General features: G+C 69.6%; 9 protein-coding genes. 5 read left to right on the top strand and 4 right to left on the bottom strand.

Annotated features, from left to right (window positions below; translation table 11 throughout):
• Positions 1-12: 12 nt before the first annotated feature.
• Complete coding sequence (locus OV427_RS48115) at positions 13-5,208, bottom strand: copper oxidase (RefSeq protein ID WP_267863001.1); 5,196 nt, start codon at positions 5,206-5,208, stop codon at positions 13-15.
• 485 nt (positions 5,209-5,693) lie between these two features.
• On the opposite strand from OV427_RS48115, the gene OV427_RS48110 reads away from it, so the two are divergent.
• From OV427_RS48110 to OV427_RS48100, 3 genes are all read left to right on the top strand, one after another.
• Entirely contained in the window at positions 5,694-7,859 is a 2,166-nt protein-coding gene (locus tag OV427_RS48110; protein ID WP_267863000.1) for a lamin tail domain-containing protein, read from the top strand.
• An 82-nt stretch (positions 7,860-7,941) separates the two neighbouring features.
• Positions 7,942-8,724 (top strand): exodeoxyribonuclease III, encoded by a 783-nt coding sequence (locus OV427_RS48105; RefSeq protein WP_267862999.1) that lies wholly within the window; start codon positions 7,942-7,944, stop codon positions 8,722-8,724.
• Between the two features lie 18 nt (positions 8,725-8,742).
• Positions 8,743-9,516: a lysophospholipid acyltransferase family protein gene (locus OV427_RS48100; protein WP_267862998.1), complete on the top strand. Its 774-nt coding sequence runs from the start codon at positions 8,743-8,745 to the stop codon at positions 9,514-9,516.
• 42 nt (positions 9,517-9,558) lie between these two features.
• Here OV427_RS48100 and OV427_RS48095 read toward each other — a convergent pair whose 3' ends face one another.
• Positions 9,559-10,086 carry a hypothetical protein gene (locus tag OV427_RS48095; protein ID WP_267862997.1) on the bottom strand — a complete coding sequence of 176 codons (528 nt, stop codon included), beginning with the start codon at positions 10,084-10,086 and terminating at the stop codon, positions 9,559-9,561.
• A gap of 167 nt (positions 10,087-10,253) precedes the next feature.
• Complete coding sequence (locus tag OV427_RS48090) at positions 10,254-11,165, bottom strand: LysR family transcriptional regulator (protein WP_267862996.1); 912 nt, start codon at positions 11,163-11,165, stop codon at positions 10,254-10,256.
• A gap of 109 nt (positions 11,166-11,274) precedes the next feature.
• Here OV427_RS48090 and OV427_RS48085 point away from each other — a divergent pair, with 109 nt between their 5' ends.
• Positions 11,275-12,144 carry an SDR family NAD(P)-dependent oxidoreductase gene (locus tag OV427_RS48085; protein WP_267862995.1) on the top strand — a complete coding sequence of 290 codons (870 nt, stop codon included), beginning with the start codon at positions 11,275-11,277 and terminating at the stop codon, positions 12,142-12,144.
• Between the two features lie 260 nt (positions 12,145-12,404).
• Positions 12,405-13,343 (top strand): hypothetical protein, encoded by a 939-nt coding sequence (locus tag OV427_RS48080; protein ID WP_267862994.1) that lies wholly within the window; start codon positions 12,405-12,407, stop codon positions 13,341-13,343.
• Between the two features lie 24 nt (positions 13,344-13,367).
• On the opposite strand, the gene OV427_RS48075 is transcribed toward OV427_RS48080, so the two are convergent.
• Positions 13,368-15,350, bottom strand: a complete 1,983-nt coding sequence (locus OV427_RS48075) for a PAS domain-containing hybrid sensor histidine kinase/response regulator (protein WP_267862993.1) — start codon at positions 15,348-15,350, stop codon at positions 13,368-13,370.
• Positions 15,351-15,417: the final 67 nt, after the last annotated feature.

The raw sequence follows: 15,417 nt of genomic DNA, 5'->3' as shown, positions 1-15,417 counted from the left end.
GCGGCCGGGCGGCTACTTCACCCGGTAGACACCCCACAGACCGCCGCCGCTCCAGAGGAAGCTGGCGTGGTCTCGGTACAGGTAGTCACCCGGGACGCCGTACGCGCCCCCGGCCCCGTACTCCGGGACGATGTTGTAGGACTGCGACACCGACGCGCCGCCCTGGGTGGCGATGATGGGCGACAGCGCGTTGGGCCCCATGACGCGAGACTGGGCGCCCGCCGCCCACGGATTGCGCCGCCACTCCGCGCCATGCAGGGAGATGGCGTGCTGCCGCGAGTGGCCGCTCGGGTGGCCGAAGCGCCAGCGCAGCGGCTCGCCCGCGTTCGCGGTGAACACCGGCGTGGCCGGGTCGCCGTGGACGACGGAGCTGAGGATGTTGCGCAGGTCGTAGTTGTTGATTTCCTCCGGCGGCGTCTGCGGAGGCACTCCCAGCCGGGCCCAGAGCGGCTCGGTGCGGTAGTTGAACGCCTTCTGGCCCGTGTCCTGTGAGTCGTCGATGCCGGCCGTGTTGCGCAGCGACCGGCCGCTGTTCAGGTCGTCGGTGTCCCAGAACTTGTCGTTGTCGGACTGCAGGCCGAGGTCGTCCTGGAAGAGGTTGACGAACTCGCGGAACGTCTCCTGCGAGCCGTCCACCTTGGTGTACGTCACCCGCGCCTGGGCCTCGGTGCCGGTGTCGGTCGTCCACGCCGAGTTTGTCGGCTCGATGATGAGCGCGCCGATGGCACCGTGCATGCCGTGGTTGATGACGTCCGCCATGTTGCGCAGGTTGACGATGCCGAACTCCATGCCCGTCACCTTGCCCAGGGGGAACGGCGAACCCTTCGCCGCGCTCTTGAACTCGCCGGCGAACCACCGGTACACGCGCGTCTTGCCCGGCTTCACCGTCTGCACGGCGTTGAGGCCCACGTTGGCGCCGTCATCCGTGTTCACGTCGTAGTTGACGAGCTGCGGGTGCAGCGACACCTGGTTCGACATCCGCACCTGGTTGACGTTGAAGTTCTCGGTGATGGCGGAGTGGTGCGCCCAGATGTCCGTCTTCGGCAGCGTCGTGGAGGGCAGCCGGTTGGTCAGCGTCACCTGCACGCACTCGCCCGCGCGGGCCCGGAGGATGAGCGGCTCCGGTCTGCGCTTGCCGTCCCGGAGCGCCGTCAGGTGCGCGTCCTGGGCGAAGATGATCGCGTCCGGGTCGTAGATCAGGTAGTCGTCGTTGTAGACGAGCCGCTGGTTGGGCAACCAGTTCTTCGCGTCGATGGCGGAGACCTTGTACGTGCGCACCGGCGCGCCCCTCGGGCACGAGTCCGTCAGCACGGGCTTGATGCCGAACCAGCCCGCCGCCTCGGCCTTGGTGACGATGTCGGCGTCGACCTTCATCATCGCCTCGCGGTCGGCCATGAGGTGCTCCACGGTGCGCGGCGCCAGCTCCTTGCCGAAGTCGTCCACCTCGTAGGACTTCTGCACCGTCTCGTCCTGCTCGCTCATCTGCTCGAGGCCGGCCTCGCGCGGCAGCTCCTCCAGCAACACAGGCGGGTAGGGCATCGCCTCGCCCGGCTTGGCGCCAAACGTCTGGAGCTTCGGCCGCTTGTCCGCGGCGAGCAGCGCCACGTCCGCCAGCGAGCGCACGCCAATCTGCTTGCGCTTGTACGTGCGCATGATGCCCCACATGCCGTTCCACAGGTCGCCGTTGGACGCGCTCATGTACATGTAGTCCGCCGTCTCGTACGGGCCGACGATCTGCGGCAGGCCGTCGCTGAGGTCGAACTCGAAGTGCTCGGAGATGCCAATGGCCTGGGCGTTGTAGAAGCCGCTGTTCGGGTCGTACATCTCCTTGAGCCACTTGTTGCCGTGGAGGCTGAACGAGTGCTGCTCCTCCTCCGAGCCCTGGATGAGGCGGATGCGGACCTTGTCGCCCACGTAGCCCTCCAGCAGCGGCGTGTACGGGTCGCCATGGACGTCCGAGCGGAAGACGTTGGCCATGTCTCCGCGCCAGTCCGTGTACTGCGCCCGGTCGCTGCAGCTGATGCGCTCGGAGATGCGCAGGGGGATGGGCTCGTTGTAGTAGTTGACCGTCATCGCGCCCGGGTCCGCGGCGCTGATGGCCTCCGGCATCGGCGTGGGCCTGAAGCCGATGGCGACGGGCAGCTTCTCCTCCTTGTAGTTGGGAGGGTTCACCGGCTTGCCGCACTCGTCGTAGTAGGGGACGTAGTCGGCGAAGGCGAGCGCGAACTCACGGAAGCTGTTGGCGGGGTTGGCGGTGATGATGCGTGCGCGCCAGCTGGTGGGACCACCGTCGGCCACGCGCGAGCCGAAGTACACGGGGCTCTTCATGTCCTGCCACTTGGAGCCCGGCTCCTCGACGATGAGCGCGCCGTAGAACCCGTGCTGTTGGTGCGACGACGGGCCGAAGTGGTCGTGCGTGAAGACCGTCTCCAGCGCGTGGTGCTTGCCGGTCGCGGTGGGCTTCAGCGGGTCCGCCCACCAGCGCTGCACGGTGGTCTGCGCCGTCGGCGGCGCGCGGGGGATGCGCGGGTGCGCGGTGGGGATGGTGAGCACCGTCCTGACGCCCGTCTCGCTCACGTTGCCATCCGCCGCGAAGGCGCCGCCGGCCAGGTTGGCCAGGTGGATGCGGTCCGCCACGGTGTCCGAGGACAGCGTGCCGTCCTCGTAGTTCCATCCGTTGCCGGCGCCGTCGGACGCCGTCACGTCGAACTTCACCAGGTGGATGTGCTGCCCGATGACGTCCGTGGGCGTGTAGATCTGGAAGTCGTCCGGCTCCAGGTGCGCGGGGATGAGGTTGGTGGCGTAGAAGTTGATGCAGTCGTTGGACTCGGCGCGGAAGAAGAACGGCTCCGGAGGGCGCTTGCCGTCCTGGGTGTCCGCCACGTCCTCGTTGAGCACCATCAGCCGGCCCTGCGGGTCATGCCAGCCGGCGCGGTTCACGTTCTGGACGGCGACCTGCAGGTACGTCGCGCGGTAGTTGCGCATCGGGACGTTGGCGGGGCAGGGGTCCGCGAAGGGCGCACCGGCCACGGCCGGGCGGCCGTTGATGAGGAATCGGCCGGTGGCGCCCGACGGCGTGTAGGCCGGGTAGGACCTCGCCGCGTCGCCGTGGAAGGTGGTGGCCGCCGCCCAGTTGGGGAAGGTGCCCGCGTGGAAGGACATGGCCGCCTGCTCCAGCGCGGTGCCGTTCTGCGGCAGCAGCTTGATGTTGAGCGCGGAGGGGTCCACGTCGAAGCGGCCGGAGTTGCCATACGTCACCGGGCCCACCGCGCGCGTGACGATGTGGCGCGGCAGGCCGCCGTCGAACTCGATGTCCAGCGGAGCCTGGGGCGCCCGGCGGCCGGACATGCCGGCGATGTAGAAGGGGAAGCCGGGGAACGCGGGCCGCGTCATGTTGCCCGACGGCGTGCTGACCACGGTGGCCGCGTACGTGGGCATGGGCGGCATGGCGCGCTGGGGGATGGGGATGACGGCCGGGTTGGGCGTGCCGCCGGTAATCTCCGCGTCCGGCAGCATGCGGTCCTTGGTGCCCGCCTCGAACACGTCGTGGACGCGCCAGAGGGCCCACATGCCCTGGGCGAAGTGCGGGTACAGGTGGCAGTGGTGGATGGAGTCGCCCGCGGTGAGGTTGCGGTTGCCGGAGCCGCCGAAGTTGATGTCGTAGGTGAAGGCGGAGGCCGGCCCGATGGTCTGCGAGTCCAGGTAGTTGGAGTCGCTGACGCTCGGGGAGAACTTCCACTGGTGGGCGTGGAGGTGGAAGACGTGCGTCTCCGCGGGGCCCGCGTGGATGTTGCGGATGCGCACCGGGTCGCCCAGGTAGCTGTGGTGCACGTTGGACGGGTCATCCGGGTAGAGCGCCGCCACGGCCTTGCCGCTGGCGTCCTTCTCCACGTTCATCGCCGGGTCGCCGTTGGCCCAGGACTCGAGGAAGAACTCCTCGTACTCGCAGGTGACACAGTCCTTGGTGGGGCCGATCTTCGCGCGGTTGGCGAGCAGTTCCGCGCCCAGGCCGGCCACGCCGTAGTTGATGCCGAAGCCGTCGCGCACGCTGTGGAAGGTGGGGTTCCACTCCAGCTCGTCGAAGGCCTGAACCGCCTTGATTTCGTCATGGTAGATGGCCGTCAGCTCGCGGAAGTGCCCCTGGTCCATGGACGTATTCGTCTGCATCACCGTGGAGCGGTAGCCGGTGATGATGGCCTCCAGGTCTCCGTGGCGGATGCGGTTGCTGGAGTCGAGGATGGCCAGGTGCGGCCGGCCGGTGGAGTCCACCAGCTCGTAGTTGATGAGCGGGGTGCCGTCCGGGTTGGCGCCGGTGGCGACGGCCTTGAGCACCGCGTTGCTCACCTTGGAGCGGTACCACTTGCTGCCCTGGGGCTCCACGTTGACGGCGCCGAAGAGGCCCTGCGCGGTGGAGCCTCCGTCGCCCTGGCCGCCGAACGAGGCGCCCATGCTGTAGAAGAAGAAGGTGCCTTCGTGGTCCGCGTACCAGGTCTGGCTGATGCTGTTGCCGGGCGCCACGAGGCTGCTGCCATTGAAGCCCACGTTGGCGCCGTCCGAGCCGATGCTGACGTACTGCAGGCCCTGGATGTGGAGCGACGCATGGCGGGTGGCGGGTGAGTCGTTGCGGTGGTCGTCCTCGAATTCCACCTCTTCACCGGGGAAGAACCACCGGCCGCCCACGGCCTTGTTGTTGAGGAGCGAGCTGACCGGGTCGTAGGTGATGTTCCACACCCAGGTGGGCAGGGCCTTCTGCAGGAAGCTGATGGTGGTGGAGCCACCGGCCTTGCTGGGGCCGGGCTGGGACTGGCTGGGGCTGGGAATCTCCGCGCGCGTGGGCGCCAGCCAGTTGGTGAACGTCACGCGGAGGCAGTCGCCCACATTGGCGCGCAGCGCCAGCGGGCGGGGGCGCTTGCTCACCCGAAGGCGCGCGTTGCCCGGGCCCATGGGCTTGCTGGTGGAGATGGCCTCCACGTCCTCGCGCAGGGCGTAGACCATGCCCGTGGGGTTGTAAGAGCCGAGCCGGTTGTAGGTGTAGACCTGGTCCAGGGCCACCACGTCCGCGGTGAGGGTGCGCGCGCACGTCGGCGCGGTCAGCCCCTGGGGCGCCGCCTCCACCTGCTCGGTGTTGGGCGGGCTGATGGGTTGATAGCCGGGCGCGGCTGCTTCGCCAGCGCCTTCGGGCTGGCAGGCGAGGGCCGAAGTCAGCACTGCCGCCAGCACGGAACGGCCGAGTGCGGGCACACGCCTGCCATTGGACAGGGAACCCCTGTCCTTGTGTCGTCTCACGGTTGAAAACACGCTTCCCCCTGGGGTGTGGCGCATTTGGTATTCCTGAGAGGAGTCTCAGGAATCAGTTGCATGTTTCTGAGGAAATTCTCATAAAACACAGACATACTTTCCGTGTTTGGCTTTTCTCAGTAGCCGGCCGACTTCACGAAAGTAAACAGGTCAGCGTAAAGGCGCGGACTCAGGCCGCTCGCCCGCGTCCGGCTCTCGTTGTCTGAGAGGTTTCACAGGAAGCGGGACGCACCTTGGGAGCGAGCCGGGCCGGCATGTCCCTGAAATTGCTGCGAAACAGGATAGAGCAGGAACTGGCGGGTTCTGGTGTCCTTGTAGTCTTTCGCTATTTGCGTAGCAGTGGACATTTGTGGGATGCAGGGGAGCCACTCAGGCCGCAACGGAGTCGTCCCTACATGCCCTGGTCCTTCCGGCAGCTTCTGGCGCCCCTCTCGGCGCTGCTTCTCATCCTGTCCGCATGCGGTGATGACCCGGAATGTGGCAACGGCGTCGTGGAGCCCGGCGAGCAGTGTGACGACGGCAACACCGCCGACGGTGATTCCTGCCCGGCCAACTGCCAGCCCGCGCCGGTGACGGATGGCGGCGGACCTGTCTGCGGAAACGGCCGGGTGGAGGGGACCGAGCACTGTGACGACGGCAACCGCACGCCGGGCGACGGCTGCGAGAACGACTGCATCCCCACGCCGGAGCAGCAGACGGACTCCGGTGTGACGGACGCGGGCCTCCCGCCGGAAGACAGTGGCGTGGATGCGGGCAATGACGTTGACGCGGGCGTGGAGACGGATGCGGGCTCCGAGACCGACGCGGGCACCGTGACGGATGCGGGCTCCGTGACGGACGCGGGCACCGTGACGGACGCGGGCACGAGTACCAACAGCGACGCGGGCACCGTGACGGATGCGGGCACCGTGACGGACGCGGGCACGGGTACCAACAGCGACGCGGGCACCGTGACGGATGCGGGTACGGGTTCCGACAGCGACGCGGGCACTGTGACGGACGCGGGCACCGTGACGGATGCGGGCTCTGACACCGACGCGGGTTCCTCGACCGATGCGGGCACTGTGACGGACGCGGGTTCTGACACCGACGCGGGTTCCGCGACGGATGCGGGCACCGTGACGGACGCGGGCACTGCGGCGGATGCGGGTTCTGACCTCGACGCTGGCAGCGACACGGATGCGGGCACTGTGACGGATGCGGGCTCTGACATCGACGCCGGCAGCGGCCCCGACGCGGGCACCGACATCGACGCGGGCCCGGGGCCGGACGCCGGCACCGGCACGGATGCGGGTACCGGCACGGATGCGGGCACCGGCACCACGGACGCCGGCACGAGCACCGACGCGGGTACGACGCAGGTGACGCTGGCCGACTTCGGTCCGACGGGCAACTTCGCTCGCTCGGGCTACACGGGTCCGACGTTCCCGGATGCGCTCCGGGTGACGCTGAAGGAGCCGGCGCCGACGGACGTCTGGGTGCAGATGGTGTCCTCCAGCCAGGCCGTCATGGTGGAGGGCGGAAACCTCGTCCGCGTTCCGGCCGGTGACACGTCCGCCCTGGTCCTCGTGAGCGCGGACCTGGCCGCGGACCCGGGAGTGAGCAAGGCGGTGCTGACGGCCAGCCTCGGCAACGACTCGCGCCAGGCCACGGTGCGGGTCATCGCGGTGGACCAGCCGGTGTCCCTGTCCGTGCTGACGCCCGAGGCGGCGGTGGTGGCGGGCGGCAAGACGCACACCTTCACCGTGACGCTCGACGTGCCCCCGTCCGTGGACACCGACGTGCAGCTTTCCGTGCAGCCCGCGTCGCTGGGCACGACGGACGCGAAGGTGACGGTGCGCGCCAACACCCTGTCCGCCAAGTTCGACTTCACCGCGGGCAACACGGGCGGCCAGGGCCAGGTGGCTGCGACGCTCGGGGCGCAGACCGCCGTGTCGAACGTCCAGGTGACGGGCACCACCGGCGCGAACCACGTCGTCATCAGCGAGCTCGCGGCGCGCGGTCCTGGCACTGGCTCCACGGCTGACAACGACGAGTTCGTCGAGCTCTACAACCCCACCTCGACCACGGTGGACATCTCCGGCTGGAGGATCCAGTACCGGTCCGCGACCGGGGCCGCGTACAACACCGGCTTCGCGCTCCCCTCCGGTTCGAGCATCGCGCCGAGGGGCTACTTCCTGGTGGGCCGCGAAACCTATCTGCCCGGGACGACGGGGGCCACGAGGGATGCGAGCTGGGGCACCACCCTCACCCTGGGCGCCGGCGGCGGTCACGTCCGCATCGGCCCCGCGTCGCTGGGCACGGACGCCGATGACCCGGCGACGGTGGACAAGCTGGGCTACGGCACGGCTGTGGGTGCGGAGGGCTCCACCATCCAGTCCACTCCGGCCACGACGGGCAGCTTCGAGCGCAAGGCCAACGCCTCCTCCACCGCGGCCTCGATGGAGACGGGCTCCGACGCGCTGAAGGGCAACGGGCAGGACACGGACAACAACGCCGCCGACTTCGTCCTGCGGACGACGCGCCAGCCGCAGAACAAGGCGAGCCCGGTCGAGCCCTAGTCGCCGGGCAGGCGCGCACTCCCGGTGGGAGTGCGCGCGCGAGGGGCTGGAAATACCGCGCGGGCCGGGCCATAAGCCTCTCGTGCGAGTCGTTTCTTGGAACGTCAACGGACTGCGTTCGGTGCACCGCAAGGGCTTCCTGCCCTGGCTGGCGGGGGCCCGTGCCCAGGTGGTGGCCGTGCAGGAGGTGCGCGCCCGCGCGGACCAGCTCCCCGACGAGGTGCGGACGCCGCCGCGCTGGAAGACGCACTTCGTGTCGGCGGACCGCCCCGGCTACAGCGGGGTGGGGCTGTTCTGCCGGCTGGAGCCGGATGACGTGGTGACGCGGCTGGGCGTGAGCGAGATGGACGTGGAGGGGCGGCTGCAGATTGCCCGCTTCGGCAAGCTCACCGTGGTGAATGGCTACTTCCCCAACGGCAACGGGAAGGACCGGGACCTCAGCCGCATCCCCTACAAGCTGGACTTCTACCGGCACCTCTTCGAGCGGCTGGAGAAGCCGCTGCGCGACGGCGGGCGGGTGCTGGTGGTGGGGGACTTCAACACGGCGCATCAGGACATCGACCTGGCCCGGCCCCGGGAGAACCGCGAGACGAGCGGCTTCCGCCCCGAGGAGCGCGAGGAGTTCGACCGGTGGATTCGCGCGGGCTGGGTGGACACCTTCCGCCACTTCAACAAGGCGGCCGGGCACTACTCGTGGTGGAGTCAGCGCTTCGGCGTGCGCGAGAAGAACATCGGCTGGAGGATTGACTACGTGCTGGCCACGCCGGCGGCCATGGCATACGTGCGCAAGGCGGGAATCCACCCGGACGTGACGGGCTCGGACCACTGCCCGGTGAGTGTGGACCTGGACCCGGCGGTCCGCTGAAGGTTGCTCGAGGCTCTCATGAACGCACTGCTCTCCATCTGGACGTGGATCGAGATTGGCCTGGTGGCGCTGTCCGGCTTCTTCGTCCAACTGGCGCTGGCGATTGTCACCTGGCCGTTCGACCGCATGCGCTATGCGACGGGACGCTGCTTCCGCCTGATAGGCGTCACGGCGGCGAAGCTGACGCCGTTCTGGCGCTTCGGCGTCCACGGCCCGGTGCCCGAGCGGGTGGCGCCGAACACGGTGGTGGTGAGCAACCACGAGTCCAACGCGGACCCGTTCCTCATCTCGCACCTGCCGTGGGAGATGAAGTGGCTGGGCAAGGCCAGCCTCTTCAAGATTCCGGTGGTCGGCTGGATGATGTGGATGGCGGGCGACATCCCGGTGCACCGCGGGGACCGCGACTCCGCGACGGGCGCCATGGCCCGCTGCAAGGAGTGGCTGGCGAAGGGGATGCCGGTGATGATCTTCCCCGAGGGCACGCGTTCGAAGACGGACGAGCTGCTGCCCTTCAAGGACGGCGCCTTCCGGCTGGCCATCGAAGCGCAGGCGGACGTGCTGCCGCTCGCGGTGAGCGGGACGCGCCGCGCGCTGCCGAAGCACTCGTGGCGCTTCGCCACGTCGCGCGGGCTGGTGACGGTGGGCACGCCCATCTCCACGAAGGGCATGACGCTGGCGGACGTGGAGCGGCTGAAGGACCTGGCGCGCACGCAGATTCTGGCGCTGCGCGCCGGGCTGATGCCGCACACGAGCGGAGGCGCCGAGCCTGGCAGCACCGCCTCCGCCGCGTAGTTTCCGGGGCGGGGGACTCAGACGTCCCCCGGGACAGGGGACTCAGACGTCCTTGTCGTCGTTGTCGATGATGTGGCAGCGCATGTCCTCGTCGAGGGCGTTCTCGATGAGGCTGCGCACCACGTCCTTGCCGCCAATCTCGAAGGACAGGCTGACCTTGTCGCCCCCGACGGAGCCGTCCTTGTCGAGGTTGAGCCGGCCGCCCAGCGCCACGGCGTCCCCGTCCACGCGGGCCCCGTCCTTGATGCGGACCTCCCCGCCGAGCGACACCGCGTCGCCCTTCACGTGCGCGCCCGGCTCGACGATGACGCGGCCGCGGATGGCGACGGCGTCTTCCACCACGGCGCCCTTGCGGATGATGACGTTGCCCTCCACGGCGACGGCGTCCTTCACCTTCTCCCCGGCCTCGATGACCAGGTCGGTGCCCTGCACGGCACGGCTGCCGTCCTTGGTGTTGTTGGCGCACACCACCTTCCAGTCGTTGGGCTTCTTCTCGGCGTCATCCGCGGCGAAGGCGGGGGCGGCGAGGGTGAAGGTGAGGGCCAGGGCGGGGAGGGACGACAGGCGCATGGACGGCTCCTGAGAGTCAGGGACACCCTTCCTACGGAAGGACGTCGCGTCGATTGCGCAACTCCGTGTGGCAGGTACTTACGCTGGAAGTCCAAGGGGTTGCCTTCGAGCAGACTCCCCGTGAGGCGCTCGGGCGCGAGCAGGATGCCGCGGGGAGGGCCGTGGCGTCACTTCGACGCCTTCACCTCGCGCCGCCGCGCGCGCAGGAAGTCGACCAGCGCGCGGAGCTTGGGCGCGAGCTGCGTCCGGCTCGGGTAGTAGAGGAACAGTCCGGGGAAGCGCGGGCAGTAGCCGGTGAGGACGCGGACGAGGCGCCTGTCGGCAAGCTCCTCCGCGATACAGCTCTCCATCAGGTAGGCGAGGCCGACGCCGTCGAGCGCCGCGCGGATCATCAGGTCGTTGTCGGTGGTGGTCAGCCGTCCGTCGACGGCGAGGGTGATGTCGCGGCCCTTGTCGGTGAACTCCCAGCGGTAGACCGCGCCGCTGGTGATGTGGCGGTAGTTGATGCAGTCGTGCGCGTGCAGGTCCCTCGGGTGCCTCGGCCGGCCGCGCGCCGCGAAGTACGCGGGCGAGCCGACCACCGCCATCCGCATGTCGTCGGTGACGGGCACCGCCACGACGTCCTTGTCGAGCAGCTCGCCGAAGCGGATTCCCGCGTCGAAGCCCCGCTCGACGATGCGGGTGAGGCCGTCCTCGACCGCGACATCGAGCCGGAGCTCCGGGTACTCGGCGAGGAATGCCGCCAGTATCGGCTCGACGACCATCATGCTCGCCAGCCGGGGGATGCTGAGCCGCAGCGTTCCCGCCGGGCGCCCGCGGACCGCGTCGAGCGACTCGAACGCGGCGTGGATGCCCTGCATCGCGGGCCGGAGCTGCGCGAGGAAGCGCGCTCCGGCCTCGGTCAGGCCGACACTCCGCGTCGTGCGTTGGAGCAGGCGCACGCCCACTCGCTCCTCGAGCGCCCGGACGCTCTGGCTGAGCGCCGAGGGCGTCACGCGCAGCTCCGCCGCGGCGGCCGTGAAGCTGCGCTTGTCCGCCACCACCACCAGCGCCGTCAGTCCCGAGAGGTCGTCCTGCATGCGCCGACTTTTTAGCAGGGCTTAAAAGCACATCTCAATTCCGCCGCTAATCAGAGGGGCCCGGGACGCCTAGCGTGGTGCCTCGAACACGCATCCGAAGGAGTCCACCATGAGCACCCACAGCATTCCCGCGTCGTCCAAGGTCTGGTTCGTCACCGGCGCGTCCTCGGGCTTCGGCCGCGCTGTCGTCGAGGAGGCGCTGCGCCGCGGCGACCGCGTCGTCGCCACCGCACGCCGGCCCGAGGCGCTCGCCGACCTCGCCGCCAGGGCCCCCGAGGAGCGCCTGCACCTCGCCGAACTCGACGTGACGCGCCCCGAGCAGGTGCGCGCCGCCGTCGCGGCCGCCGTCTCACGCTTCGGACGCATCGACGTCCTGGTCAACAACGCCGGCTTCAGCATCCTCGGCGCGGTCGAGGAGACGGGCGACGACGCGCTGCGCGCGACGATGGAGTTGATGTTCTTCGCCGCGGCCGCGACCACGCGGGAGGTCCTCCCGCACATGCGCGCGAGAGCGAGTGGAACCATCGTCCAGATGACCAGCGTCGCCGGCATCAGCACCGCGCCGGGCTTCGGTGCCTACTGCGCGGCGAAGCACGCACTCGAGGCGCTGTCCGAGTGCCTCGCACAGGAGGTGAAGCCGCTGGGAATCCGCGTGCTGGTGGTCGAGCCCGGCACCTTCCGCACCGCTCTCTTCGGCCCGGCGTTCCGGACCATGCCCGCCATGGACGCCTACGCCGCGACGGTCGGCCAGATGCGGAGCTGGGTGACGCAGATGGACGGCGAGCAGGCAGGCGATCCGGCGAAGGCCGCACGCGCCATCGCCGAGGTCGTCGCGCGTCCGGCCGACGAGCTCCCACTCCGGCTGCCCCTCGGCGGCGACGCGGTCGACCAGATTCGCGGCAAGCTGGCGTTCATCGCCGCCGACGTCGACCGGACGGAGGCCATCGCCCGCGCGACCGCGTTCGACGCGAAGCCCTGACCCCGCCGCCCCCCGGCCCGAACTCGTTGCGTGAGACGTAAGGCCTCCGCGACGCGGGGAGGCCGGCCGCATAGGATGGGGCAGGGCGCGCCCCTTGCAATACCGCGCGTCCTGGTCCCACCCCGGAGATACCCCTGGCTCCCACGCCGCGTGATGACTCGCACGACCTGACCATCTGGGCGTACGCCTTCGGCTACTTCGCGGCCTATGCCCCGTACAGCGCGCTCACCAAGGCCCTGTCCGGTGGCTCGCTGCCCGGCATGGCGCACGGCATCTCCGGCTTCACGCTGCTGCCGGTGAGCACCACCGCCTCGCTGGTGGGCATGTTCATCTTCCTCACGCTCAAGGGGTGGTGGCGCTACGCGGGGCACCGCGAGGTGCTCGGCGTGCGAGTGCCCGTGCCGGGGCGGTGGACGCTGCTGTCCGGGCTGTGCTCGGCGGCCATCATCGGCACCACCACGCTGGCGTACACCCTGCCGGGCGCGTCCATCGTCTTCATGATGCTGCTGATGCGCGGTGGGGTGCTCGTCCTCGCGCCGCTGGTGGACGTCCTGAGCGGCCGGCGGGTGCGCTGGCCCTCGTGGCTGGCGCTGGCCTTGAGCCTGGGGGCGGTGGTGGCCGCCACCGGCACGGAGGTGAGCGGCACCCTCACGCTCGTGGCCATGGTGGACGTGGGCGTGTACCTCACGGGGTACTTCTTCCGGCTGCGCGCCATGAGCCACCTGGCCAAGTCAGGGGACCCCGCCGTGTCCATCCGCTACTTCGTGGAGGAGCAGATGGTGGCCACGCCCGCGCTGGTGGGCACGCTGGCGCTGCTCGCGCTCGTGGGCGGCGGCGGGGACGGCATCCTCGGGGAGCTGCGCGAGGGCTTCACCGGCTTCCTCGCGCGCGGCCACCTGCTGGAGGAGGTGCTGGTGGGCGTGCTGTCGCAGGGGACGGGCATCTTCGGCGGCCTCATCCTCCTGGACGCCCGGGAGAACTCCTTCACCGTGCCGGTGAACCGCGCTTCCAGCGTGCTCGCGGGCGTGGTGGCCTCGTGGGGGCTGGCGGCGTGGGTGGGGCTGCCCGGCGTCGGCGGGCGGGAGCTGGCCGGGGCGTCGCTCGTCATCGCCGCCATGACGGTGCTGGCCCTGCCCACGCTGCTCGCCGCGCGCGCCCGGGCCCGCCGCGAAGCCAGCGCCCAGGTCCAGCCCCGGTGAGCGCACGTCCCGCGCACGGTGCCGCTACGCCCGGCGCGCCAGCTCCCTGAGCGCCGCGATGAGGGCGTTCAGCTCGCGGTGGATGGCGAGGAGGGGTGGAACGCCGATGCCCGGAGCGCCTGACGCTTCTTCGAGTGAGGCCCGGCCCTGCTCCAGCGCCTCGCGCAGGGCCCGCGCCTCCAGCAACTCCAGCGTCGGCCGTATCTTGTAGGCCTGGTAGTCGAAGGCCTCGCGGTTGCCCGTCTGGAGCGCCTGCTGGAAGTCGTGCTTGTACTGCTCACAGCTCCCGGCGGTGATGGTGCTCAGCTCCACGATGGCGTGCCGGTCGTCATCCAGCATGCGCTGGAGGCGCCGCAGGCTGAACGGTGGCCCCCTGGGCGCTGGGGGCTCTGGTGGCCCGTCCAGAGCACCCGCCGCGGGTGCCGCGTCCTGCTTCCACGTGGCGTGCCGCACGATGAGCGCGGCGAGCTCCGAGGGCTTGTAGGGCTTGCCGATGAAGTCCGTGAAGCCGGCGGCGCGGGTCTGGTGCTCCAGCCCGATGCGGGTGGACGCAGTCACGGCGATGATGGGGATGCGCGGGTAGAGCGCTCCGGGAAGCTCCCGGATGGCGCGGGCGGCGTCGTAACCGTCCATGCCGGGCATCCGCATGTCCATCAGCACCAGGTCGTAGTCGGCTTCCTGGATGCGCTGGACGGCCTGGCGCCCATCAGCGACGACGTCGAAGTCGGCGCCCCACCGCTTCAGGAACTGCGACAGCATGAACACGTTGAGGTCGTTGTCCTCGGCCACCAGGATGCGCAGGCCCTGGATGGGCCGGGTGCTGGCGAGGCTCTCCGGCGACTCCTCCGGCTCCTCGCAGCCGCGCTTCAGGCGCAGGGTGAAGTAGAAGGACGAGCCCTGGCCCGGCGTGCTCTTCACTCCAATCCGGGCGCCATGCAGCTCCACCAGCTTCTGGCTGATGGCGAGCCCCAGCCCGGTGCCCCCGTACTTCATGCCGATGTCCTGGTCGGCCTGGGTGAACTCCTCGAAGATGTGCGCCAGCCTGTCTTCCGGAATGCCGATGCCCGTGTCGGTGACGGCGAAGTCGAGCGACACCGCGTCCTCGAACGTCTCCCGCGGCCGCAACGACACCGTCACCGCGCCCAGCTCGGTGAACTTGATGGCGTTGCCCACCAGGTGGGTGAGCACCTGGCCCAGCTTGACGGGGTCCCCGAGGACGAAGGCCGGCACCTGCTCGTCCACCTCCGCGACGACGGCGAGCTTCTTCTCCTCGGCCTTCACGTTGAGGGCGAAGATGGTCCCGTAGACGAGCTGGCGGAGGTCGAAGTTGCGCTCCTCCAGCGTCGCCTTGCCCGCATCCAGCTTGCTGAAGTCCAGGATGTGGTTGATGAGGCCCAGCAGGTTTTCGGAGGACGACGACAGGATGCGCACGTACTTCTGCTGCTGGGCGGAGAGGTCCGTGCGCTGCAGCAGGCTGGTGATGCCGATGATGGCGTTCATCGGCGTGCGGATTTCGTGGCTGACCATGGACAGGAAGTCCGCCTTCGCCTTCGCGGCCTGCTCCGCCTTGCGGCGCGCCAGCACCAGCTCCCGCTCGAACTTCTTCTGGTCGGAGATGTTGAAGAGGGTGGTCCGGTTGACCACGACCCGCCCGGCGGCGTCCTTGCGCTGCACGGTGTTGGCCCGCATGGGGAGCGACACGCCCGCCCGCGTCACCAGCTCCAGTTGCGCCTCGTTGACGAAGCCCTGCAGCTGCAGGAGCGGAGCGAAGTGCGTCTCATGGAAGAGCTTCCCGCCCACGGACAGCAGCTCCTGGAAGCGCTTGCCCGACAGCAGCTCCTCCCGCGTGTAGCCCAACCAGTTCAGGAAGGTCTGGTTGGCCTTGACGATGACGCCATCCGGCAGCGTGGAGAGGTAGCCACAGGGCGCGTTCTCGTACAGGTCCTCGGCGCTCTCCTCGAGCAGGTCCTGCGACGGGGAGCTCAGGGGGCGTGAGGAGTTTTCCAAGGCGTGCCCGGGGGCCTACGGGACTCCCGGCCACTTTGCCCCCGAAGCCGCGCGCTCCACAAGCGGT

Source organism: Pyxidicoccus sp. MSG2 (assembly GCF_026626705.1).
Lineage (GTDB): Bacteria > Myxococcota > Myxococcia > Myxococcales > Myxococcaceae > Myxococcus.
Note: the sequence above shows the minus strand (reverse complement) of the source record. Positions and strands in the feature narration are given on the sequence as shown.